General features: G+C 63.5%; 25 protein-coding genes and 1 pseudogene. 14 read left to right on the top strand and 12 right to left on the bottom strand.

The features are described 5' to 3' along the window. Positions 1–349: 349 nt before the first annotated feature. From rpoD to NKI21_RS06045, 5 genes are all read left to right on the top strand, one after another. Entirely contained in the window at positions 350–2,371 is a 2,022-nt protein-coding gene (gene rpoD, locus NKI21_RS06065; RefSeq protein WP_023809668.1) for an RNA polymerase sigma factor RpoD, read from the top strand. Between the two features lie 181 nt (positions 2,372–2,552). Continuing rightward, positions 2,553–2,846 (top strand): GYD domain-containing protein, encoded by a 294-nt coding sequence (locus NKI21_RS06060; RefSeq protein ID WP_023809667.1) that lies wholly within the window; start codon positions 2,553–2,555, stop codon positions 2,844–2,846. Positions 2,847–2,952: 106 nt separating this feature from the next. Next, positions 2,953–3,222: a putative hemolysin gene (locus NKI21_RS06055; RefSeq protein ID WP_352440455.1), complete on the top strand. Its 270-nt coding sequence runs from the start codon at positions 2,953–2,955 to the stop codon at positions 3,220–3,222. A 26-nt stretch (positions 3,223–3,248) separates the two neighbouring features. Next, positions 3,249–4,313, top strand: coding sequence for a DMT family transporter (locus NKI21_RS06050; protein ID WP_352864931.1), 1,065 nt, complete (start codon positions 3,249–3,251; stop codon positions 4,311–4,313). Further along, positions 4,314–4,682 (top strand): thiol-disulfide oxidoreductase DCC family protein, encoded by a 369-nt coding sequence (locus tag NKI21_RS06045; protein WP_352440457.1) that lies wholly within the window; start codon positions 4,314–4,316, stop codon positions 4,680–4,682. It abuts the gene before it with no gap. Positions 4,683–4,749: 67 nt separating this feature from the next. Here NKI21_RS06045 and NKI21_RS06040 read toward each other — a convergent pair. Further along, a pseudogene (locus NKI21_RS06040) lies at positions 4,750–5,006 on the bottom strand (DUF2798 domain-containing protein). Positions 5,007–5,277: 271 nt separating this feature from the next. Here NKI21_RS06040 and NKI21_RS06035 point away from each other — a divergent pair. Beyond that, entirely contained in the window at positions 5,278–5,979 is a 702-nt protein-coding gene (locus tag NKI21_RS06035) for a PadR family transcriptional regulator (RefSeq protein WP_352440458.1), read from the top strand. 112 nt (positions 5,980–6,091) lie between these two features. After that, the gene (locus tag NKI21_RS06030) at positions 6,092–6,391 is read left to right on the top strand and encodes an HlyU family transcriptional regulator (RefSeq protein WP_352440459.1); all 300 of its coding nucleotides are present in this window, start codon (positions 6,092–6,094) and stop codon (positions 6,389–6,391) included. Positions 6,392–6,480: 89 nt separating this feature from the next. On the opposite strand, the gene NKI21_RS06025 is transcribed toward NKI21_RS06030, so the two are convergent. The 6 genes from NKI21_RS06025 to NKI21_RS06000 form a co-directional block, all read right to left on the bottom strand. Then, positions 6,481–6,690, bottom strand: a complete 210-nt coding sequence (locus NKI21_RS06025; protein ID WP_127297412.1) for a hypothetical protein — start codon at positions 6,688–6,690, stop codon at positions 6,481–6,483. 93 nt (positions 6,691–6,783) lie between these two features. Then, entirely contained in the window at positions 6,784–7,407 is a 624-nt protein-coding gene (locus NKI21_RS06020; RefSeq protein ID WP_352440460.1) for an outer-membrane lipoprotein carrier protein LolA, read from the bottom strand. 51 nt (positions 7,408–7,458) lie between these two features. Then, the gene (locus tag NKI21_RS06015) at positions 7,459–7,722 is read right to left on the bottom strand and encodes a YMGG-like glycine zipper-containing protein (protein WP_127297410.1); all 264 of its coding nucleotides are present in this window, start codon (positions 7,720–7,722) and stop codon (positions 7,459–7,461) included. Between the two features lie 116 nt (positions 7,723–7,838). Continuing rightward, positions 7,839–8,525: a hypothetical protein gene (locus NKI21_RS06010; RefSeq protein ID WP_352440461.1), complete on the bottom strand. Its 687-nt coding sequence runs from the start codon at positions 8,523–8,525 to the stop codon at positions 7,839–7,841. Between the two features lie 21 nt (positions 8,526–8,546). Then, complete coding sequence (locus NKI21_RS06005) at positions 8,547–9,749, bottom strand: MFS transporter (RefSeq protein ID WP_352440462.1); 1,203 nt, start codon at positions 9,747–9,749, stop codon at positions 8,547–8,549. A 126-nt stretch (positions 9,750–9,875) separates the two neighbouring features. Then, positions 9,876–10,334 (bottom strand): Lrp/AsnC family transcriptional regulator, encoded by a 459-nt coding sequence (locus NKI21_RS06000; RefSeq protein WP_013530158.1) that lies wholly within the window; start codon positions 10,332–10,334, stop codon positions 9,876–9,878. Positions 10,335–10,507: 173 nt separating this feature from the next. Here NKI21_RS06000 and NKI21_RS05995 point away from each other — a divergent pair, with 173 nt between their 5' ends. Both NKI21_RS05995 and NKI21_RS05990 read left to right on the top strand, forming a co-directional pair. Then, positions 10,508–11,242, top strand: a complete 735-nt coding sequence (locus NKI21_RS05995) for an AzlC family ABC transporter permease (protein ID WP_352440463.1) — start codon at positions 10,508–10,510, stop codon at positions 11,240–11,242. Further along, the gene (locus tag NKI21_RS05990) at positions 11,239–11,538 is read left to right on the top strand and encodes an AzlD family protein (protein WP_023809655.1); all 300 of its coding nucleotides are present in this window, start codon (positions 11,239–11,241) and stop codon (positions 11,536–11,538) included. The genes NKI21_RS05995 and NKI21_RS05990 overlap by 4 nt, the downstream gene beginning before the upstream one ends. Before the next feature lie 55 nt (positions 11,539–11,593). Here the strand turns inward: NKI21_RS05990 and NKI21_RS05985 are convergent, their stop codons facing one another. Further along, positions 11,594–12,229, bottom strand: coding sequence for an FMN-dependent NADH-azoreductase (locus NKI21_RS05985; protein WP_023809654.1), 636 nt, complete (start codon positions 12,227–12,229; stop codon positions 11,594–11,596). A 111-nt stretch (positions 12,230–12,340) separates the two neighbouring features. On the opposite strand from NKI21_RS05985, the gene NKI21_RS05980 reads away from it, so the two are divergent. Continuing rightward, entirely contained in the window at positions 12,341–13,291 is a 951-nt protein-coding gene (locus NKI21_RS05980) for a LysR family transcriptional regulator (protein ID WP_023809653.1), read from the top strand. Here NKI21_RS05980 and NKI21_RS05975 read toward each other — a convergent pair. Further along, positions 13,230–13,850, bottom strand: coding sequence for a TetR/AcrR family transcriptional regulator (locus tag NKI21_RS05975; RefSeq protein WP_352440464.1), 621 nt, complete (start codon positions 13,848–13,850; stop codon positions 13,230–13,232). The genes NKI21_RS05980 and NKI21_RS05975 overlap by 62 nt on opposite strands. A 66-nt stretch (positions 13,851–13,916) precedes the next feature. On the opposite strand from NKI21_RS05975, the gene NKI21_RS05970 reads away from it, so the two are divergent. Then, positions 13,917–14,342: a VOC family protein gene (locus NKI21_RS05970; protein WP_352440465.1), complete on the top strand. Its 426-nt coding sequence runs from the start codon at positions 13,917–13,919 to the stop codon at positions 14,340–14,342. Between the two features lie 6 nt (positions 14,343–14,348). Here NKI21_RS05970 and NKI21_RS05965 read toward each other — a convergent pair whose 3' ends face one another. Then, positions 14,349–15,299, bottom strand: a complete 951-nt coding sequence (locus NKI21_RS05965) for a S1C family serine protease (RefSeq protein WP_023809650.1) — start codon at positions 15,297–15,299, stop codon at positions 14,349–14,351. 168 nt (positions 15,300–15,467) lie between these two features. Between NKI21_RS05965 and NKI21_RS05960 the strand changes: the two genes are divergently transcribed. The 3 genes from NKI21_RS05960 to NKI21_RS05950 all read left to right on the top strand — a co-directional run bounded on the left by NKI21_RS05960 (position 15,468) and on the right by NKI21_RS05950 (position 17,961). Further along, positions 15,468–16,340 (top strand): S1C family serine protease, encoded by an 873-nt coding sequence (locus tag NKI21_RS05960; protein ID WP_352440466.1) that lies wholly within the window; start codon positions 15,468–15,470, stop codon positions 16,338–16,340. An 8-nt stretch (positions 16,341–16,348) separates the two neighbouring features. Continuing rightward, positions 16,349–16,984, top strand: coding sequence for a helix-turn-helix transcriptional regulator (locus NKI21_RS05955; protein ID WP_352440467.1), 636 nt, complete (start codon positions 16,349–16,351; stop codon positions 16,982–16,984). Positions 16,985–17,094: 110 nt separating this feature from the next. Next, positions 17,095–17,961, top strand: coding sequence for an SDR family oxidoreductase (locus NKI21_RS05950; RefSeq protein WP_352440468.1), 867 nt, complete (start codon positions 17,095–17,097; stop codon positions 17,959–17,961). Between the two features lie 124 nt (positions 17,962–18,085). Here the strand turns inward: NKI21_RS05950 and NKI21_RS05945 are convergent, their stop codons facing one another. Both NKI21_RS05945 and NKI21_RS05940 read right to left on the bottom strand, forming a co-directional pair. Beyond that, a complete protein-coding gene (locus tag NKI21_RS05945; RefSeq protein ID WP_023809644.1) occupies positions 18,086–18,601 on the bottom strand; it encodes a TIGR00645 family protein in 516 nt (171 codons plus the stop codon). Between the two features lie 305 nt (positions 18,602–18,906). Continuing rightward, a partial coding sequence (locus NKI21_RS05940) for an OmpA family protein (RefSeq protein WP_352440469.1) occupies positions 18,907–20,594 on the bottom strand: 1,688 nt, incomplete at its 5' end.

Here is a 20,594-nt window from a genome sequence, read left to right as displayed (position 1 = left end):
TGATTCGCTTTTTTCATGCGAATCATGCGAGAGGCGCTTGACCTTCTGGCAGATTGGCGGAATCAGGACGATTCGAAACGTTAACCCGAACCCGCGTCGACGGGAAATAAGCGATGTGAGGTACTGGTCACTGGACAGGCAGCCCGCCTGCCACAGATATCAGGGTTAATCTGGACTTAATGCATGTCGCCCAAAAGGGGAAACCCGATTTGGGCAACGACATACACCAAACGAAACGAGTTGATGCAGTTACTGGCCCGGTGAAGCGCGTTTCATAAGCGAGCGCATCCGATTTGACTGGTCCGCTTACGCGGCTTTGAAGTTCGGCCGCTAGGAGAAGATAAAGACTATGGCGACAAAGGAAAAGGAAGAGGTCGAAACCGAACGCGAAGGCGCCACCGATGGCCCTCTGCTCGACCTTTCCGATGATGCTGTCAAGAAGATGATCAAGGCCGCCAAGAAGCGCGGCTATGTCACCATGGACGAGCTGAATTCGGTGCTGCCCTCGGAGGAAGTGACCTCCGAGCAGATCGAGGACACGATGGCGATGCTGTCCGACATGGGCATCAACGTGGTCGAGGACGACGAGCAGGGCGAGGAGCCCGAGGCCACCGACACCGCGGCCGATGCCGAGGAAGACGCCAACGAGCTGGCCGAGCAGACCGGCACCGCGGTCGCCGCCACCACCACCAAGAAAGAACCGACCGATCGCACCGACGATCCGGTGCGCATGTATCTGCGCGAGATGGGCTCGGTGGAGCTCTTGTCGCGCGAGGGCGAAATTGCCATCGCCAAGCGCATCGAGGCCGGCCGCGAGACGATGATCGCCGGCCTGTGCGAAAGCCCGCTGACTTTCCAGGCCATCATCATCTGGCGCGATGAACTCAACGAATCCAAGATCCTGCTGCGCGAGATCATCGATCTCGAAGCCACCTATGCTGGCCCCGAGGCCAAGCAGGCGCCGGTGGTCGAGCGCGTCGAGGAAGCCAAGGTCGAGGACAAGCCGCGCCGTTCGCGCGACGACGAAGACGACATCACCAATGTCGGCGCCGATACGCGTGGGCTGACGGATGACGACGACGAAGACGAGGACGAAGCGAGCCTGTCGCTGGCCGCGATGGAAGCCGAACTCCGCCCGCAGGTGATGGAGACGCTCGACGTTATCGCCGACACCTACAAAAAGCTGCGCAAGCTGCAGGACCAGCAGGTCGAGAACAGGCTCGCCGCCGCGGGCACGCTGTCGCCCAGCCAGGACCGCCGGCTGAAGGAGCTCAAGGACCAGCTGATCAAGGCGGTGAAGTCGCTGTCGCTCAACACGGCGCGCATCGAGGCGCTGGTCGAGCAGCTCTACGACATCAACAAGCGCTTGGTGCAGAACGAAGGCAAGCTGCTCAGGCTGGCCGAAAGCTACGGCGTGCGCCGCGAAGAGTTCCTGAAGGAATATCAGGGTTCCGAGCTCGACCCGAACTGGACGCGCTCGATCGGCAATCTGACATCGCGCGGCTGGAAGGAATTCACCAAGAACGAGAAGGATGCGATCAAGGACCTGCGCGCCGAGATCCAGAACCTCGCCACCGAAACGGCGATCTCGATCCTGGAATTCCGCAAGATCGTCAATCAGGTGCAGAAGGGCGAGCGCGAAGCGGCGATCGCCAAGAAGGAAATGGTCGAGGCCAACCTGCGCCTCGTCATCTCCATCGCCAAGAAGTACACCAATCGCGGCCTGCAGTTCCTCGACCTGATCCAGGAAGGCAATATCGGCCTGATGAAGGCGGTCGATAAGTTCGAATACCGCCGCGGCTACAAGTTCTCGACCTACGCGACATGGTGGATCCGACAGGCGATCACGCGTTCGATCGCCGATCAGGCGCGTACCATCCGCATTCCGGTGCACATGATCGAGACGATCAACAAGATCGTGCGCACCTCGCGCCAGATGCTGCACGAGATCGGCCGCGAGCCGACGCCGGAGGAACTGGCCGAAAAGCTTGCCATGCCGCTCGAAAAGGTGCGCAAGGTCTTGAAGATCGCCAAGGAGCCGATCTCGCTCGAAACGCCGGTCGGCGACGAGGAGGATTCGCATCTGGGCGATTTCATCGAGGACAAGATGGCGATCCTGCCGATCGACGCGGCGATCCAGGCCAATCTGCGCGAGACCACCACGCGCGTGCTGGCCTCGCTGACGCCGCGCGAGGAGCGTGTGCTCAGAATGCGCTTCGGTATCGGCATGAACACCGACCACACGCTGGAAGAAGTCGGCCAGCAGTTCTCGGTCACCCGCGAGCGTATCCGCCAGATCGAAGCCAAGGCGCTGCGCAAGCTCAAGCACCCGAGCAGGTCGCGCAAGCTGCGCAGCTTCCTGGATAGCTGAGACTTACCGATGCAAAGAATTCAAGGGCGCCGATGGCGCCCTTTTTTGTTATGGGACGCACTCTTGCGGGCCAGGCCCTTCGGGAGGATAATTTCCGTGTCGGATGCATTTTCTGGGCGACAACCCGGATGCCCGCCCCGGCGAAGCCGCCGTGCTCCGTGGCCCCGGAGGGAGGTGTGCCATGACAAGCTACATCGTGCTGATGAACTGGACGGAGCAGGGTGCCAGGAACGTACGCGAGTCACCGAAGCGGCTCGACGCCGCCAGGAAGCAACTGGGAGACATGGGCGGATCGTTCAAGGCGTTCTACCTGACCATGGGCGAATACGATATGGTGGCTGTGGTCGAAGCCCCCGACGACGCGGTGCTGGCGCGCTTCTCGCTGATGCTGGCGGCAGCGGGCAATGTCAGGACGCGGACGCTGAAGGCCTTTCCCGAATTAGCCTACCGCGAGATCATCACCTCGCTCGGGTGAAGGAATCGGCAGGGTTTCTCGAAGTCGCTGGTTGGTGCCGGCCTGGTGGCGCTTTGCCGCAAGACGGGGCGCTTCGCCGTGATAGAATGCGGCCGGGGAGATCGCGATGAAGAAGGTTTCGATATTGGTCGCCAGCTTTGCCGCTTTGTCGTCGCTGCCGTTTTCCGTCGGCGCCAGTGCGCAAAAACCGGTCGGCATGGCCAATCCGGCATCCGGCCATTGTGGCGAGATCGGCGGGCGCCTGGTGATCAGGAAGGACAAGGCCGGTAATGAATATGGATTCTGCGGCTTGCCCAATGGGCGCCTTTGCGAGGAGTGGGCGCTGTTTCGCGACAACAAGTGCGTCGGGCCGAAGGCTGCCATGCGCCGCAAGTGACACACCTGCCATCATAGGGTGAGATCATGTCCGAACCGCATTCCCATTCGCATCTGTGGCCCGGCGTGCCACTCGCGCTTGGCTCGGCCGCCCTGTTCGGGGCGACGCCGCCGCTCAGCAAACTGCTGCTCAATGGCGTCAATCCCTTCATGCTGGCCGGGCTGCTCTATCTCGGTGCCGGTCTCGGGCTGGCTCTGTACCGCCTGCTTCGGGGCAGGCAGGCCGCGGCCGGGGAGGCGCAACTGACCGCTGGGGATATTCCCTGGCTGGCGCTGGCGATCGGCATGGGCGGCATCATCGCGCCGGTGCTGCTGATGTTCGGCTTGACCCTCAACACGGCGTCCAGTTCGGCGCTGCTGCTCAACCTGGAAGGGCTGGCGACGATGGCGATCGCCTGGCTCGTCTATCGCGAGAATGTCGACCGGCGCCTGCTTTTCGGCGCGTTCGCCATTCTGGCGGGCGCCGTTCTTCTGTCGTGGCAAGGTGAGGGCGTAGCCTTCAACCGTGGCGCCCTGCTGGTGGCAGGAGCTTGTCTGGCCTGGGGGATCGACAACAATTTCACGCGCAGGATCTCCGCCACCGACCCGGTGGTGATCGCCATGCTCAAGGGGCTGGTGGCGGGTGTCGTCAATGTCGGGTTGGCGCTTGCCGGCGGTGCTTTGTTTCCCCCGGGGTCGGTCATTGCAGCGACCGCGGCAGTCGGTTTCTTCGGCATCGGGGTCAGCCTGGTGATGTTCATCGTGGCGCTGCGTCACCTGGGTACCGCCCGGACGGGGGCCTATTGCTCGCTCGCTCCCTTCATCGGCGCGCTGCTGGCAATCGCCATCCTGGGTGACGCCGTCACGCTCAAGCTTGCGGCCGCCGGACTTCTGATGGGTGTTGGCCTGTGGCTGCATCTGTCGGAGCGCCATGAGCATGAGCACGACCATGAGGAACTGGAGCATGAGCACAGCCATGTGCATGACGAGCACCACCAGCACCATCATGACGGGCCGGTGAGCGAGCCGCATTCGCATTGGCACCGGCATGCCCCAATGCGACACCGGCATCCGCATTATCCCGACCTGCACCACAGGCATGGCCACGGATAAATGCTGACCGTCTGGTACAACACGCGCTGCCCGGTCTGCGATGCCGGTATCAGCAGGCAGAAGCGGCGGCTGATCGAAGCGGTCAAGGCCGGGCGGATCGAGTTCCGAGACATCAATTTTGAACCGGCAGCGCTTGCCGGACATGGCGCGTCGCTTGAGGATATCCGCCGCCGGCTGCACGCCACCGACGCGGCGGGCAGGCTGCTGGTCGGCGCCGACGTTGCCATCGCCGTGTGGAAGGTCACGCCGGGCGAGGGCTGGCTGGCGATGGTGTTCGGCAATCCGGTTGTCTTGCCGCTGACACGCTTTGCCTATGATCGTTTCGCCGACCTTCTCTATGCCTGGAACCGGCGCAAGGGTCGCTGGTAGCGCTTCGTGATTAATGACCAGAAGCGCAAAAGTCCGGAGGACATCTCCGGACCTTTTTTCGTGCGAGTTATCGGCTGGCCGGCTCGCAGAGCGCGCCGACGATGCGGCGTACCACCGGCAGCACCAGCAGCAGCGTCGGAAACGCCACCAGCCAGGACAGCCCCCAGGCGGTCAGCCAGATGGACGGCAGCTCGGGTGGAAGCCAAGGCTTTTCAACGTCGAGATGAACGAGACGATGAAGGTCATCAACAGCGACAGCACCAGCGGGCTAAGAACAGCGGCATAGCGCGCAGGCAGCTTCCTGCGCTGTTGTCTTGCAGTCATTTTGAGAGTTCCCTGAAGTATCCGGTCCGTCGCTTTTGGCATCCATTCGCCGGTGACCGGCAAAATTGCCCGGAAAGACCGGGGTTGGATGCGTTGCTTGACGTCAGACGCTTACGGAGCAGCCGAGGCGCTCGCGGGCCTTCTAGCGGTGCGTTCCGGTGAAAGCAAGCCTCTGGCGCCGCATTCAGATACATCGTAAGATATATCTTGACTCTCTCGATTGGCTCGCATAATTAAGATATATCGTAAGATACAACTCAAGGAGCAATCAATGCACAAACATTTTGGGAGCAATCATTTCGGCGAGCGCATGTTCATGCACATGGCCGGCAAATTCGGCGGCAAATTTGGTGGCAGAGGGGGCGGCGGTTTCGGCCCGTTCGGGCACGGCGGTCGCGGCGGTGGACGCGGCGGCCCGGGCGACATGTTCCGCGCCGGGCGCATGCTGGCCGACGGCGACCTCAAGCTGATCACGCTGTCGCTGCTGGCCGAGGCCCCGCGCCACGGCTACGACATCATCAAGGCCTTGGAAGAGCGCACCAGCGGCATCTACAGCCCGAGCCCGGGCGTGGTCTACCCGACGCTGACCTTCCTGGAAGAGGCCGGCTATGCCGCCTCCGCCGCCGACGGCAACAAGAAGGTGTTTTCGATCACCGAAGCTGGCCAGGCGCATCTCGCCGATAACCGCGAGATGATCGATGGCGTGCTCGACCATCTCGAGCGCTTCGGCCGCAAAATGGCCAAGGCGCGCGACTGGTTCGGCTGGAACGACGAGAGCGATGAGGGCGGGCGTCGTGGCGGCCGGGGTAGCCGCGGGGATCGTTCGGAAGCGCGCGACGAATTCCGCGCAGTCCGCCACCGGCTGCGCGCGGCTCTGGGCGACTTCGTCGACGCCCCGGCCGACAAGCAGGCCGAGGCGATCGCCATCCTCGAAGCCGCCGCCGAGGCCCTGGAAGCGCTGTCGCACAAGTAAGCTCGTCCAGCCGACCGGACGCAGCCCTTGCCCGCTGGGCCAAGGACCGATAGTGAAATTCATCCCGCGTCACTCTACATGGTGCGGGATGAATGCTGTTGGAGGAAGCCCGATGTCTTTTCTGAAGCGTCTTTTCGGCGGTGGCGCCAGCGGAGCCGAAACGGCTGGGCCAACGAGCGCAGCGCCGGCCAAGCAGGTCGAGCACAAGGGCTTCCTGATCAGCGCCATGCCCTACAAGACGGATGGCCAATACCAGACGTGCGGCGTCGTCTCCAAGGAGATCGACGGTGTGGTGAAGGAACACAAATTCATCCGTGCCGACCGTTTCGCCGGGCTCGACGACGCCGTCGACATCTCGATCAAGAAGGGCATCCAACTGGTCGACGAGCAGGGCGACCGTATTTTTGGGTAGATCACCGCTAGCAGGTCACTGCCTAACCATGCGGGCCTTTGCGCCACGATGGACCTCTCGGTCCGGGTTGACGTACGACCGCCGGCGGATCAACTCGTCCTGGCGGGATCGATCGTCATCAGGCGGGTCCTGGCCTCGATCAGATGCCTTCTCGCGGCCCTTATCCGGCCGCACAATGCCAAGTTAAGAGCGACGCCGCCTTCCTCGTCCAGCAAGTCATTCGCGCGCTTCAGAGAGCGCTCAGCTCTCCTTATGCGCAGTCTGGCGTTGGCCGCTTCGATGCTGTGAATTTCAATCATTGTGCCGCGTCCTTTGCGGTTCCGGTCCCTTCATGGACTAAACCGCCGCTGATCCTATTGGTTCCGGCGCTGAGACTATGGCTGCGGTTTCGGCTATTTCGTTGTGGTGTTGAATTCACGGTTTGCTGCATAATCGATAACGAAGGTGCCCTCGGGAGCGCGAACGCCCTGCCTCACATTTGAGATGGTCACCGTCGTGGTAAGTCCCTTCTCGTCGGTGAGGCTCCATCTGCGCAGATCGAGCGATTTTCTGTCGAACACCATGGAGATGTTCGAATTGCCGAAAGCCGATCTGTCGGCCAGCTTGACGGTAACTTGAGCGCCGTCTTCTCTGATGCTTTTGACGCGACTGCCGGAGAAGTCGACCTTGTTGTCGAGCAGCAGCTTAAGCGGCGTCTTCGAGAGAGCATAAAGCCGCGATGTCTTCAGTCTCCTGTTATAAACCACCAGGGATTTGCCATCCGCGATCACGCTGACCCCAGATTGGCCTGCATAGTTGAACCGGATCTTGCCTGGGCGTTGGAGAAAAAACCTGCCGTGTTTTCTTTCCGCTTTCGGGCCCGACTGCACGAAATCCCCTGACATGGATTTCACCGATGAGAGGTGATCGGCAATCGTCTTCGCTTCAACCGGCGCGGCCGAAGCCCCGGCATTCACCGCGGCAACGCCGATAACGGCACACAAGAAACCCAGCAGCTTTTTGATCCGATAGGCCATTCGATTAACCCCCAGCAGACGCGTGATCGAAGGAGATCACGCGCCTTGAGATCAGTAGCCGTTCGGGCACCGCGCGACGTAAACCCGGCCGTACCGATCGCGATATCTGCACTGGCCGGCTTCGCTGGCGTGGCCGATGACGGCCCCTGCTATAGCACCAACCGCACCGCCAACAACCGCCCCTTCCACAGGGTCTCCGGCCACCGCGGCGCCTACGGCCGCGCCACCCAAGCCGCCGACGGCGGCGCCTTGTTCGGTACGGGAGCACGCCGAGAGCGGAATGAGCAGGCTCAAAATGAGCAGCGTCTTTTTCATTGGTTCTCTCCTGGGGTTACTATTAGCCAAAGCTTAAATGCTCAAGAGAGCTTTTCGATCCATCGACCGTTGCCTGCCATTCAAGCCTGGCCGTGGCGGAGCCACGCGCCTTCGGCTCAAATGCCTGCGATCGCCAAAAGCCAGGCCAGGATGTCGAGCAGCAGAAACAGCAGCGCAATCTGCAGCGCCACCCGCAGCCGCTGGATAATTCGCCAGTTGCCGGCCACGTCCGCCTTGATGCGAAGGGCAAGCGCGCGGCGCATGGCCGACATCGTCGTCGGCCTGTCGCCGTCGACATATTGATCAAGCAGCTCTTCCGGATCGAAGCGGAATGTATATTGGTGGTAGGGCCAAAGCTTGAAGACGATCAACCCGCCGATGCCGAACAGCAGGGCCACCGCGGTCCAGTCCCAGAGCCCAAGCCCATTGGAAAGGGCCGCACCGCCGAGCAACGAGTTTGCGAATGCGGTGGCAAAGACAAGGCTGCCGGCGCGGGTGCTCATGTTCTCCACAAGGGTCTGCTGTTGCGTGAGACCTCTCACTGCTTCCTGATAAATGAATGCAAGACGCGGATCGTCGTCGGCAACAGCGCTTGCGGCAATTCTGTTGCTTTCGCTTCCACTCGGATGTTCCGCCATCAGGGTGTCCTCTCTGGCGTGGACTGGATGCGCGAGCTCAGTCGAGATCCCACGGTGCAAATGTTGTCCGTGGACTGCCCCGCGCAAGGGGGGGAACGGATGAAACAGGGGACAGGATCCGTGGCGAACCGAACGGGCCAGGCTGATTGCGCGCCTGGCCAGCAAGGTTTGGGAAATCGACCCGGGCTAAGCCGGCTGCAACTCCCTGCGCGGCAGTGGCGGGAACGCGATGGCGATGCCGACCGCGCCGAGCCCGATAAGAGCCGAGCCGATGAACAGCCAGGAATAGTTGGCGTAGGCGTCGAACACCATGCCGCCGGCAAGCGGTCCCAGCGCCATGCCGAGGCTGGACAGCATGGTGGCGGCGCCGAACACGGTGCCGAGGATGCGCTGGCCGAAATATTCGCGCGCCAGCACCGCATAGAGCGGCATGACACCGCCATAGGTGGCACCGAAGATAACGGCCAGCATGTAGAACTGCTCAAGCTGGCTGATCGACAGATAGGCGGCAATCACGATCGCCTGGATCGCCAGGCCCGCGATCAGCACCGGCTTGACGCCCAGCCTGTCGGCCAGCACGCCGTAGAAGAGTCGGCCGCCGAGGCCTGCCAGGCCTTCGACACTGTAGATCGAGACCGCTGCCATGGGGGCGACGCCACACAGCATGGCATAGCTGACCATGTGGAAGATCGGCCCGGAATGCGCCGCGCAGCAGGCAAAGAAGGTCAGCCCGAGCACGATGAATTGCGGCGAGCGCAGCGCCTGGCCGACCGTCAGGCCGGCGCCTTCGGCAACCGGCGCGGAGCCGGTATCGGCCACGACGGGCTTCGGCGGCTGGCGCACCAGCAGCACCGCCGGCAACAGCAGCACCCAGGCGGTAATGCCGATGTCGAACATGGCGGTGCGCCAGTCATAGGCGGAGATCAACCAGCGGGCGAAGGGCGAGATCGTCATCGGCGCCACGCCCATGCCGGCCGAGACCAGTGAGACGGCAAGGCTGCGGTTGGTGTCGAACCAGCCTGTGGTCAGCGCGATCATCGGCGCGAAAAAGGCGCTTGCCGCGAGACCGACCAGCACGCCATAGGTGACCTGGAAGCTCAGCAGCGAACCGGCGCGGCTGGCCAGCACCAGCGCCAGCCCGAGCAGCACCGCGCCGATCATCACGACGATGCGGGCGCCAAAACGGTCCGATATCGCGCCCCAGGCGAAGCCACCAAGGCCCATCACCAGGAAGTTGAGCGTCATGGCGCTCGAAATGCCGGCGCGCGACCAGTTGGTGTCGATCGCCATCGGCTCGAGAAAGATCGCCAGCGAAAACATCGTCCCGATGGCGACGCAGGACATCAGCGCGCCAGCGGCGACGATGACCCAACGATAGGAAAGGCTCATTCAAATCTCCCATGCCTAAGGGCAGCGCTGCGCGCTGCTTGCACCCGAAGGACGCCGGCACCGGGTTCGATCCTACAATCCGGTTGCATTTTTTATCCAGTTTGACGTGACGCCGTTTTCAGTAGCTCAGATCGGCAGTTCCGACGTGTATTTGATCGTCTGGCTGGGGACGTCGGTCTTGACGTTCTGCACGCCCTTGATGCGGCTCAGATGCTCCGACTGGAAGCGGCGGTAATCGTCGATGCCGGCCGCCACCACACGCACCATGGCGTCGCAATCGCCGAGCATCAGGTAGCACTCCATCACCTGCGGCAGCTTGGCGACTTCGGTGGCGAAATGCTCGATCGTGTCCTCGTCCTGCGTTTTCAACCAGATGCGGGTGAAGAAGGTCAGGCCCTTGCCGATGCTGGCGGGGTTGAGCACGGCGACGTAGCGGTCGATGACACCGGCCTCCTCCAGCAGCTTCACGCGACGCAGGCAAGGCGATGGCGACAGCCCGACCTCATTGGCCAGATCGTTGTTGGCCATGCGGCCGTCGCGCTGCAGCGCCCGCAGGATCCGCTTGTCGATCTCATCAAGTTTCATGGCTCTGGATTCCATCTATTTATGGCTTTGTAGCGCCAAATGCCAAATTCTGATGAAACACAACAATCTTCGCAACCAAATTGTGAGCCGGTGCCGCTATGTTTGCGGCCGACATCACAAGAGTCCAGAAGCAACCCGGGAGCGGCGGCCGCGAGGCGCGCCAGGGGAGACGCATGAGCATTTCACAGGCAGTCGAGGCGGCGGGCAATGGTTCGGGATCCGAGTTCCGCCGTGGCGTGGCGTCCTGCGCGCCGGTGCTGTTCGGCACCATCCCCTATGCGCTGGTGCTTGGCGCCCAGGCCACGCAGAAAGGCTTAAGCACGGTCGAACTGTCTGCCATGACAGGGCTGAACTTCGCCGGCGGCTCGGAATTCGCGGCGATCCAGTTGTGGACGTCGCCGCCGCACGTCGTGCTCATCGTCGCCATCACCTTCCTGGTCAACAGCCGTCACCTGCTGATGGGTGCGGCACTGGCGCCGTTCCTGCGCCACCTGCCACGACGCAAGGTGTTTCCGGCGCTTTTCTTTATGTGCGATGAAAGCTGGGCGCTGGGCCTGGCCGATGCCAGGCAGCGCACCGCTGCCGGCATCACGCCGGCCTTCAGCCCGCGCTACTATATGGGCGCAGCGCTGGCGATGTATCTCACCTGGGTGGTCTTCACCACGTTGGGCGCTTTGCTCGGTCCGATGCTCGGCGACGTCGGGGCCTATGGTTTCGACATGGCGTTCCCGGCTGTCTTCCTGGTGCTGATGCGCGGCATGTGGACGGGTATGGCGGCGGCGCGACCCTGGCTGGTCAGCCTGGTCGTGGCAGCACTGGTCTATCTCTTCGTTCCCGGCGCCTGGTATGTCGCCGCCGGCGCGGTATCGGGGCTGGTCGCGGCTTGGCTGATGGCGGGTGATGCATGATCGACGCAATGACCTTTCTCACCATCGTGCTGATGGCCGGCGTCACTTACCTGACGCGCATCGGCGGCTATGTCGTGCTGCGCAACCGCACACTCAGCGCGCGTGCCACGGCGGTCATGGGAGCCGCGCCTGGTTGCGTGCTGATCTCTGTCATCGCACCGGCCTTCGTGTCGAAGTCCCCGGCGGATATTCTGGCGCTGGCTGTTACTCTGGTAGCCGCCACGCGGCTTTCCATGCTGCCGACCGTGCTGATCGGAGTCAGCGCCGCTGGTCTGCTGAGGCACCTCATCGGCTAGAACGAAAAAGGCAGGCGCGCACGCCTGCCTTTCGAAGCGGACAAATTTTGGCTCTTTACGCGGCAGCCGCAACACCCTGGCTGGCGGCCACTACGGCATCGACCTTGGCGGTCGCCTTGGCGAGAGCTGCGGTCACCGCGTCAGGACCCATGCCGACGCCTTCGATGCGGATGACATCGACATCGGTCATGCCGAGGAAGCCGAGCACGCCGCGCAGGTAGGGGATGGCGTGATCGAACTGCACGGCCGCACCTTCGGAGTAGATGCCGCCCGAAGCCAGCACGATATAGACCTTCTTGCCGGTGACGAGACCCTTGGGGCCGTTCTCGCCATAGGCAAAGCTCTTGCCGGAACGAGAGATGTGATCGACCCAGGACTTCAGTGTCGAGGAGATGTTAAAGTTGATGAAGCCTGTGGCCAGGATCACCGTGTCGGCGGCAAACAGCTCGTCGAGCACGACATCGGAGACGCCGACGACTTCAGCCTGGCGCGCAGTGCGGGCTTCCGCCGGCACGTAGATGCCGCTGGCGTAGTCGGCGTCGATATGGGGGAGCGGATTGGCGACGAGGTCGCGCACGACGAGCGTGTTCGACGGATCGGCGGCGACGAGCTTTTCAGCGAATTCGGTAGCGATGCGGGTCGAATGCGAGGCGGCGCCCCGCGGGCTTGAGGTGACAAGAAGAATGGACATTTTGGGCTCTCCAGCGGTTGGAATGATTTGTCCCGCCAGATATGGGGCTTTCGATCCATTCAATAAACTGGTATATTTTCTATACGATCCATCTATAAGTTAGATATAGCGATGCAGCCCAACCCGACGCTCGATCAACTTCAGATCTTTGTGACAGTCGCCGAAGCCGGCAGCTTCTCGGCCGCCGGCCGCAAGCTCAACCGGGCACAGTCCGTGATCAGCTACGGCATCGCCAATCTCGAGGCGCAGCTGGGGCTGAAACTGTTCGAGCGCGAGGGCACGCGCGAGCCGCAATTGACCGAGATCGGCCGGGCGATGCTGGAGGATGCGCGGCGCATGATCGGCGTGCTGCAGCGCATCCGCTCGCGCGTCGACGGCCACCACCAGGGGCTCGAGGCCGAAGTCGCGCTGTCGGTCGATGCGGCGCTGCCGTCGCCGGTGCTGGTGCGGGTGTTGAAGGCATTCGAGGTGCAGTTTCCGACCGTGATGCTGCGCCTGCATATCGGCACGCTCGGCCTGATCCCCGATCATGTCGTCAGCGGGCAGGCCGACCTTGGCATTGGCGGCCTGCTGGGCGATGTCGATGTGCATCTCGCGCGCATCGGCTTCATGTCGATCGTGCTGGCCGCCGCGCCCAGCCATCCGCTGGCCCTGCTGCCGAAGCCGGTGGCGATCGAGGATGCGCGCGAACACACGCAGCTTGTCGTCACCGACCAGTCGGAGCGTACCAAGGGGCGCGACTTCGGCGTCTTCGCCTACCGTACCTGGCGGCTGACGGATGTGCGCACCAAGCATATGCTGATGCGCGAGGGGCTGGGCTGGGGCGGGCTGCCGCGCTGGCTGATAGCAGACGACCTGGCGAGTGGCCGGCTGGTCGAAATCGACCTCGAATCCTTCAGGGAGGTGAGTTCGCCGCTGTTTGCCATGCACCGCAACGATCGCAGCCCGAAGCCAGCGGCCGCCTGGCTGATCGACCAGTTCAAGCGCCAGCTCGGCTGCTTCAACGAGTTCGAACCGGGCGAGGTGCCTGAGGAAGAGACAGGCCATCGATCAGTGCTATGAGCACCGCGCGGTAGTCCTGAACTGACGCACCGGCCTCGATGGCCAGGGCGGCACGATCGAAGGCGGAGCCGAGCAGTGCGGTCAGCGCGTCGGCCGGCAATCTCGTCATCGTTTGCGCCCGCATCGCCGCGACCAGCCCTTCGCGCAGCGAGCGGTTGCCATGGCGGTTGTCGATCGCGTCCATGGCGGCGCGGCCAAGCACGGCCGGGCCGTCGAGCAGCAGCAGGCGCGTGCGGCCTGGCGTGCGCATGGCGGTGAGATAGGCGTCGGAACCGGCAATCAGTGCGTCGCGGGCATTGAGTGATGGCGCCGAGGCGCGCTCGATCTCCTCGGCGACCGCTGCCGCCTCCTGGTCGACCACGGCGGCAAACAGCGCCTGCTTGTCGGCGAAGTGATGGTAAAGCGCGCCGCGCGTGACGCCGGCGGCAGCGGCGATCTCCGGCGTGCCGGTCTCGGCATAGGATTTTTCCGTAAACAGCTTTCGCGCCGCGGCAATCAGGTCGGCGCGCGTCGCCTCGGTACGGTCACGGTTGGAACGACGCGCGGAATCGCGTTGCATACATGCAGCCTGTATGTTAATTCAATTTACATGCAGACTGTATGTTAATTGACGGGAGAAGGAAAGATGAAGACGACGAGCTATTACCCGGTGCTGATGACCGGCGACGTCGCCGGCACGACGGCGTTCTATGTCGAGCATTTCGGCTTCCAGCCGCTGTTTGAAAGCGATTGGTATGTGCATCTGCAATCGGTGGACAACAAACGCGTCAATCTCGGCATCGTCCAGGGCGACCACGAGACCATCCCGAAGGAGGGGCGGGGCCGCACATCGGGCCTGCTGATCAATTTCGAGGTTCGCGACCCGGACGCGGTCTATGAGCGGATCCTTGCCGCCGGCCTGCCGATCCTCCGATCCTTGCGCGACGAGCCCTTCGGCCAGCGCCATTTCATCACCAAAGACCCCAATGGCGTGCTGATCGACGTCATCAAGCCGATTCCGCCGAGCGAGGCGTTTCTGGCGCAGTACGCGGAGGGGGCTGCGGAACGGTGACGGTCCTCAGCCCGCCCTTGCCACCGGCGTCACCGTCACCTGGCTGACGCCGGTGCGGCGCACCACGGTGCATTGTGTCTCGCGGCCGATGCGCTCGGCGTCGAGCACGCGCACCAGATCGTCGACGCCGGTGACCGGGCGGCCGTCTATTGCGGCGATGATGTCGCCCTCCTTCAAGCCGGCCTTGGCCGCCGGGCCGTCCTTCTCGACGCTGCGCAGGCGAACCGCCGTGCTGGTCGAGACTTGCGACAACAGGGCAGCGCGTCGCGGCAGATTGACGGTGTCGGCCGAGACGCCGATGAAGGCGCGGCGCACGCGGCCGAAGCGGATGATCTCCGAAATGACGAAATTGGCGGTGTTGGAGGCAACCGCGAAGGCGATGCCTTGCGCGCCATGGATCATGGCGGTGTTGACGCCGATGACCTCGCCGGCCGACGACACCAGCGGTCCGCCGGAATTGCCGGGATTGAGCGCTGCGTCGGTCTGGATAACGTCGTCGATCAGTCGGCCGGTGGAGGCGCGCATCGAGCGGCCGAGCGCAGAGACGACGCCCGAGGTGACGGTCCATTCGAAGCCCAGAGGATTGCCGATTGCAATGGCGATCTGGCCGCGCCGCAGCCGCTTGGAATCGCCCAACGGTGCGATATCGGCAAAGCTGCCGTCGGCGCGCACCAGCGCGATGTCGGTGTCGGGATCGCGGCCAAGCACGCGGCCTTCGCGAGAAGCACCGTCCGGCATCGACACGCGCACCGTCCTGGCGTCGCCGACGACGTGGAAATTGGTGACGACCAGCCCGTCCGGCGCGATGACGAAGCCGGAGCCATGGCCGCCCTGACCGCCAACGCGCTCGATGCGGCAGACGGCCGGACCGATGCGGTCGACGGCGTCGGCAACCGTCGTCGAATAGGCGTCGAGCAGCGTATCATCGGTTTGGAATTTGGCGACGGCGAGGGCCATGGGAGGGCTCCGTGTGTTCAGGCTTGATCGTGACTATATGTGCGGAGCGGCTGGAACCGCAGCGACCTGACCAGATGGCCAGTCAAACCGGCAACTAGCCGTCAGGCGAGTACCCGCGGACGCGCTGTCGAGCGATATCTGGGGCATGGATGAACCCAGGAGACCATTATGAGCGATTTCAATCTGAGCGCGTTTTCGCAAGCCGTCGCCGATCTCGCCGCCAAGGCCGCGCCGGCAACGGCTGGCTTCGCCACGCATCATCACCGCACGGCAAGCGCCTTCCACTGGCGCGACGGCTATTTCGTCACCGCTGAAGAGGCTGTCGAGGCCGGCGAGGAGATCGAACTGGTGTTGGCTTCGGGGGAAACGGTGAAGGCCGAGCTGGTTGGCCGCGACCCTTCTACCGGTGTTGCCCTGCTGAAGCCGGCGGAGGCCGTCAGCGCCGCGCCGTTGGCCAAGGCCGATGCGGTGCGGCCGGGCAACATCGCCATTGCCATCGGCAGCAGTGACGGTTCCGCTTTGGCTGTTTCAGGCTCGGTGGGCGAAGTCGGCCCGGCCTGGCGCTCGATGCGCGGCGGCACCATCGACCGGCGCATCAATCTTGCCGTCGGCGCCGGCGGCCGTTTCGAGGGCGGCCCGGTTCTCGACGCCAAGGGTGCGCTGATCGGCATGCTGTTGTTCGGACCGCGCCACCGGGCGCTGGTCATGCCTTACGAGACGATCGAGCGGGCGGTCGCGACCTTGCGCGAAAAGGGCCATGTCGCGCGCGGCTATCTCGGCGCCGGCCTGCATCCGGTACGCGACCGCGACGCGCACGGCGCGATGGTGATGAGTCTCGATGACGATGGTCCCGCGAAGGCCGCCGGTCTCTCTCTTGGCGATATCATCGTGGCGTGGAACGGTGAGGCGGTGCACGGCCCGCGGGACCTGATCCGCAGGCTCGGACCCGACAGTGCCGGCGCTTCGGTGACGCTCGGTGTCGTGCGCGGCGGCGAACAGCGCGATGTCGCGCTGACAATCGGCGAAAAGCCGCTGAGCTGAGAGGATCCATGGACACGCTCACCGGCGACCGGATCATGCATGACGGTGCCGTCTCGCGGCGGCTGGTGGTGCTGATTGCGCTTGGCGATGCGTCACGCGCCGAGCGCCTGGCGGCATCGCTGGCCGCGAGCGATGACCTGCTGCCGGTCGTGGCTGGCGGTGGAAGAGCCGACGTCGCCATCGTTGACGACAGCATTGGTGATGGCGTGCCGGCCCTCATTCCACGGGTGCTGCTGACCGGACGCGCTGGCGGCGAGTGGCCCGCCGGTGAGGTGCTGGCCGTGATGTCCGCTGGCGCGGACGATTTGTTGATCGCCGCGGCGGCGCGGCTGGCCGCGGCCGGCTATCGCGTCTCGGGCGAGCGCGGAAGCGGACGCCATGAGGATTTCCGTGCCGGCGATGGCGAGCCGTTCGAGGAGGAAGCCTCCGACGAGCATGCCGCCCGGCCTTCGCTGTCGCCGCGTGAGGCGGAAGTGTTGGCGCTGCTGGCCGAGGGCGCTCCAAACAAGGTGATCGCGCGGCGGCTCAACATTTCGGTGCACACCGCGAAGTTTCATGTCGCCGCAATCCTGATCAAGCTCGGTGCCGCCAACCGCACCGATGCGATTGCCATTGCGATGCGGCAGGGGCTGGTGCTGGTTTAGTCATAAACCCTACGCTGCGTAACGCGGTGTCCAGCGTGTCGGGTCTTGCGCTGTGGTCGCCCGCCGCGCAAAGGTTTGCGCCTGTTGTGTTGCAAGGGAGGCGCAAGGAAATGTCGCTCAAGGGAAAGACGCTGTTCATCTCCGGCGGGTCGCGCGGCATCGGGCTGGCGATCGCGCTGCGCGCCGCGCGTGACGGCGCCAATGTGACGATCGCCGCCAAGACCGCCGAACCGCATCCGAAGCTGCCGGGCACGATCTATACGGCGGCTGAAGAGATCGAACAGGCCGGCGGCAATGCGCTGCCTGTGCTGTGCGACATCCGTGAGGAGGCACAAGTGGCCGAGGCGGTCGCCAGGACCGTGGAGAAATTCGGCGGTATCGACATCTGCGTCAACAATGCCAGCGCCATCCAACTCACCGGCACGCTCGAGACCGACATGAAGCGCTACGATCTGATGCATCAGATCAACACGCGCGGTACCTTCCTGGTCTCGAAAATGTGCATTCCTCACCTGAAGTTGGCGCAAAATGCTCACATCTTGAATCTGGCGCCGCCGCTCGACATGAAGGCCAAGTGGTTCAGGAATCACGTCGCCTACACGATGGCCAAGTTCGGCATGTCGATGTGCACGCTGGGCATGAGTGCGGAGTTCGCCAAGGACAGCATCGCCGTCAATTCACTGTGGCCGATTTCGACCATCGACACGGCGGCGGTGCGCAATCTGCTCGGGGGCGCGACGGTGGCGGCGATGAGCCGTTTGCCCGACATCATGGCCGACGCCGCGCATGCCATCTTCATGCGCCCCGCGCGCGAGACAACAGGTAATTTCTACATCGACGAGGAGGTGCTGCGCGCCGAGGGCGTCAGCGATTTTTCAGCCTATGCGCCAGGTGCGACCGGGCCTCTGGCCGGCGATTTCTTTGTCCCTGATGAGGTGTTTGCCCGCACGGACAGCAAGATCAAGAGCATCTACTAGATCCGCGTTATTGTGAGCGTCGAGCTAAGCCATCCGCCGTGGCTGAGCCACGGCAAAGCCTCGCGCAAACAAAGCATAGGGCGCCAACCCTGCCGGGATGATTCAAGGTCCGGCAGGCGCTTGCTTACGCCTCATCCTTCTTGCCTTTGCTGAGGCCCATCAGCCGGTCGATATAGGCGAGCATGAGGGCCGAGACGACGAAGGCGAGGTGGATGATGGTCAGCCACATCAACTGGTCGGTCGTGTAGGTCGACGAGTTCAAAAACACCTGCAAAAGGTGGATGGACGAGATGGCGACGATGGTCGAGGCAACCTTGACCTTCAGCGAACCGACATCGATGGTGCCCAGCCAGTGCACGCCACCCTCCTGGTCGTCGAAGCGGCTGACGAAGTTCTCGTAGCCCGAGATGATGACCATCACCACCAGCGAGGCAACCAGCGCGGCATCGATCAGGCCGAGCATCTTGAGGATAGTGTCGGTGTCACCGAGCGTGAACGCCAGGGTAATGAACTCATAAAGCTTCTTGCCGAAGGACAGCGCATAGACGGCCAATGCAAGGGCCAGGCCTATATAGAAAACGACGAGCAGCCAGCGCGACGCGAGGATGATCGATTCGATGGCGAGTTCGAGACGCTTCATAGAATGATTCCGGCTGGTTATCTCTCGGACAATGGCCGTATTCGGCCAGGTCGCCACCGTTTGCAACACAAAAAACCCCGCCAAACAACGTCCGGCGGGGCTTAATGCGTCCCGCTGGAGTCGGGACGGGGCAGGGAACGCCCAGCGCCGAATCTGGGGTGGCTGCGCCCGCGATTCAATGAGCCGTGTCTAATCCCCGAACAATTCTTGTTGAACCCGGCGCGTTGATCCACCCCCGGCAGTGCCGGGGATGGATGCTTCTCGTGCCGATTCCGCAAACCAGGTCATGGTTTTGAAATCATGACCTAATTGTTGCTGGCGACCGGTGCCACCAGCGACGTGATGCGGCGAATGCCAACGCGCCGGTTCTCGCGGTTCGGCGCCGACGTATTGACCTTCAGATACTCCTCGCCATAGCCCTGTGTCGTCAGGTTCTCCGGCGGGATGCCGAAGGCGTTGGTCAGCGCCTCCGCCACCGATTCCGCGCGGCGATCTGACAGGGCGAGGTTGGCTTCAGGCGAGCCGACGGCGTCGGTGTGACCTTCGATCAGGAAGGTCTCGGCCGGGTTCTTCTTCAACAACTTCTCCATTGCGGTGGCGACGCCCTCGAGCTTCTGCACCTCGGTGTCGGAGATCGAGGCCGAGCCGAATTCGAAGTTGAGCGTGTCGAGATCGACGCGCCGTGCGATGTCGCGCACGCGGGCCGAACGTTTGACCTCGTCGATCGAGTAGAGGCGCTGGACCTTCTCCACCGGTGGCTGTTCGAGGAAGGTGTAGTAGTCGTCCGGATCTTCGACATCCTCGGAGTCCAGAATGTATTCCTCGCGCGGGATTGTCAGCCGCATCGGCGGCAGATCATCGCCGGGATCGCGCCAGTCGCTGTCGTCCTCATAGTGCCGCTCATCGACATAGCTCAGCACATATTCGCGTCCATCCGGCGCAATGCGCGAACGCTGGATCACGTCGCCATAGCGGTTGCGGATGGTGACGATCTGGACACCGTTGTCACGCTCGACGATTTCCCGGGTGCGATTGCCCGAGAGATCCTCATAATAGACGTTCCTGGCGCCGCGGGTCATGCGCGGGGCGTCATTGCTCTCGACGAACGTCTGGTTGTTGAACTGCAGGATGACGCGGTCGCCGAGTTCCCTGACGACGTCGACGCCTTTCGGACGCCGGCGGTCGCGGGCGTTCTCATCGGGTGCACGCTCTACGCGTGTGCCCTTTTCCTCGGTCACCGGCGCGATCTTCTCGGGCTTGATCTCCTGCTGTGCGGCCCTGTCGTCGGTGGGGGGCGGGCCTTGGTCGATGGGAGCAGCCACCGGCTTGCGGCCCTGATCGCCACCTTGCTGGGCATTTTGCCCGCCATTCTGCTGCTCGCCATCCTGGGGGACGATCTTGTCGCCCTGCTTGCGGCCGCCTCTGCGCTCGGCGTCCTTCTGGCTGTCCAGGATGGGAGCGGCGTTTGGATCGGCCGGTGCTTCGCCTTGCACCGGGTTTTCGCCCTGTACCGGTGCTGCCGTCTGACCATTGGCCGGTTGTTCGCCGGTGGCTGGCTGCTCGGCTGTGGCCGGCTGCTCGCCAACAGGTTTCCTGACACGCTTCTTCGTCGTGTCCTGGGGCTGCTCGCCCTGGGCCGCGGGCTGTTCGCCGGCAGGGGCCGTCGCCTCTCCAGCGGGAGCCTCCTTCGGTGCCGGGGCGACTTCAGGTTGGGCCTGCTGGTCCTGCCTGTTCTTCTTGCGCGGCTTGGCCTGCTCGCCGGGCTGATTGTCGTTGGCCGGTTCCGCCTGGCCGGCCGGCGCCTGCTCGGTTTGCTGCTGGTCGCGTTTCTTCCTGCGCGGCTGCTGTTCCTCGGCTGGAGCGGCCTGTTCGGCCGGCGCCTGCTCGGTCTGCTGCTGCTGGTCGCGCTTCTTCCTGCGCGGCTGCTGTTCCTCGGCTGGAGCGGCCTGTTCGGCCGGCGCCTGCTCGGTCTGCTGCTGCTGGTCGCGCTTCT

The sequence above is a fragment of the Mesorhizobium sp. M0715 genome, assembly GCF_040320355.1.
GTDB lineage: Bacteria > Pseudomonadota > Alphaproteobacteria > Rhizobiales > Rhizobiaceae > Mesorhizobium.
The sequence above is the reverse complement of the archived record's forward strand: the minus strand, read 5'-3'. Positions and strand labels throughout refer to the sequence as shown.

Bases quoted from the DNA above. Each gene is read 5' to 3' on its own strand.
- rpoD (WP_023809668.1), top strand. From the start codon at position 350: ATGGCGACAAAGGAAAAGGAAGAGGTCGAAACCGAACGCGAAGGCGCC.
- NKI21_RS06060 (WP_023809667.1), top strand. From the start codon at position 2,553: ATGACAAGCTACATCGTGCTGATGAACTGGACGGAGCAGGGTGCCAGG.
- NKI21_RS06055 (WP_352440455.1), top strand. From the start codon at position 2,953: ATGAAGAAGGTTTCGATATTGGTCGCCAGCTTTGCCGCTTTGTCGTCG.
- NKI21_RS06050 (WP_352864931.1), top strand. From the start codon at position 3,249: ATGTCCGAACCGCATTCCCATTCGCATCTGTGGCCCGGCGTGCCACTC.
- NKI21_RS06045 (WP_352440457.1), top strand. From the start codon at position 4,314: ATGCTGACCGTCTGGTACAACACGCGCTGCCCGGTCTGCGATGCCGGT.
- NKI21_RS06035 (WP_352440458.1), top strand. From the start codon at position 5,278: ATGCACAAACATTTTGGGAGCAATCATTTCGGCGAGCGCATGTTCATG.
- NKI21_RS06030 (WP_352440459.1), top strand. From the start codon at position 6,092: ATGTCTTTTCTGAAGCGTCTTTTCGGCGGTGGCGCCAGCGGAGCCGAA.
- NKI21_RS06025 (WP_127297412.1), bottom strand. From the start codon at position 6,690: ATGATTGAAATTCACAGCATCGAAGCGGCCAACGCCAGACTGCGCATA.
- NKI21_RS06020 (WP_352440460.1), bottom strand. From the start codon at position 7,407: ATGGCCTATCGGATCAAAAAGCTGCTGGGTTTCTTGTGTGCCGTTATC.
- NKI21_RS06015 (WP_127297410.1), bottom strand. From the start codon at position 7,722: ATGAAAAAGACGCTGCTCATTTTGAGCCTGCTCATTCCGCTCTCGGCG.
- NKI21_RS06005 (WP_352440462.1), bottom strand. From the start codon at position 9,749: ATGAGCCTTTCCTATCGTTGGGTCATCGTCGCCGCTGGCGCGCTGATG.
- NKI21_RS06000 (WP_013530158.1), bottom strand. From the start codon at position 10,334: ATGAAACTTGATGAGATCGACAAGCGGATCCTGCGGGCGCTGCAGCGC.
- NKI21_RS05995 (WP_352440463.1), top strand. From the start codon at position 10,508: ATGAGCATTTCACAGGCAGTCGAGGCGGCGGGCAATGGTTCGGGATCC.
- NKI21_RS05990 (WP_023809655.1), top strand. From the start codon at position 11,239: ATGATCGACGCAATGACCTTTCTCACCATCGTGCTGATGGCCGGCGTC.
- NKI21_RS05985 (WP_023809654.1), bottom strand. From the start codon at position 12,229: ATGTCCATTCTTCTTGTCACCTCAAGCCCGCGGGGCGCCGCCTCGCAT.
- NKI21_RS05980 (WP_023809653.1), top strand. From the start codon at position 12,341: ATGCAGCCCAACCCGACGCTCGATCAACTTCAGATCTTTGTGACAGTC.
- NKI21_RS05975 (WP_352440464.1), bottom strand. From the start codon at position 13,850: ATGCAACGCGATTCCGCGCGTCGTTCCAACCGTGACCGTACCGAGGCG.
- NKI21_RS05970 (WP_352440465.1), top strand. From the start codon at position 13,917: ATGAAGACGACGAGCTATTACCCGGTGCTGATGACCGGCGACGTCGCC.
- NKI21_RS05965 (WP_023809650.1), bottom strand. From the start codon at position 15,299: ATGGCCCTCGCCGTCGCCAAATTCCAAACCGATGATACGCTGCTCGAC.
- NKI21_RS05960 (WP_352440466.1), top strand. From the start codon at position 15,468: ATGAGCGATTTCAATCTGAGCGCGTTTTCGCAAGCCGTCGCCGATCTC.
- NKI21_RS05955 (WP_352440467.1), top strand. From the start codon at position 16,349: ATGGACACGCTCACCGGCGACCGGATCATGCATGACGGTGCCGTCTCG.
- NKI21_RS05950 (WP_352440468.1), top strand. From the start codon at position 17,095: ATGTCGCTCAAGGGAAAGACGCTGTTCATCTCCGGCGGGTCGCGCGGC.
- NKI21_RS05945 (WP_023809644.1), bottom strand. From the start codon at position 18,601: ATGAAGCGTCTCGAACTCGCCATCGAATCGATCATCCTCGCGTCGCGC.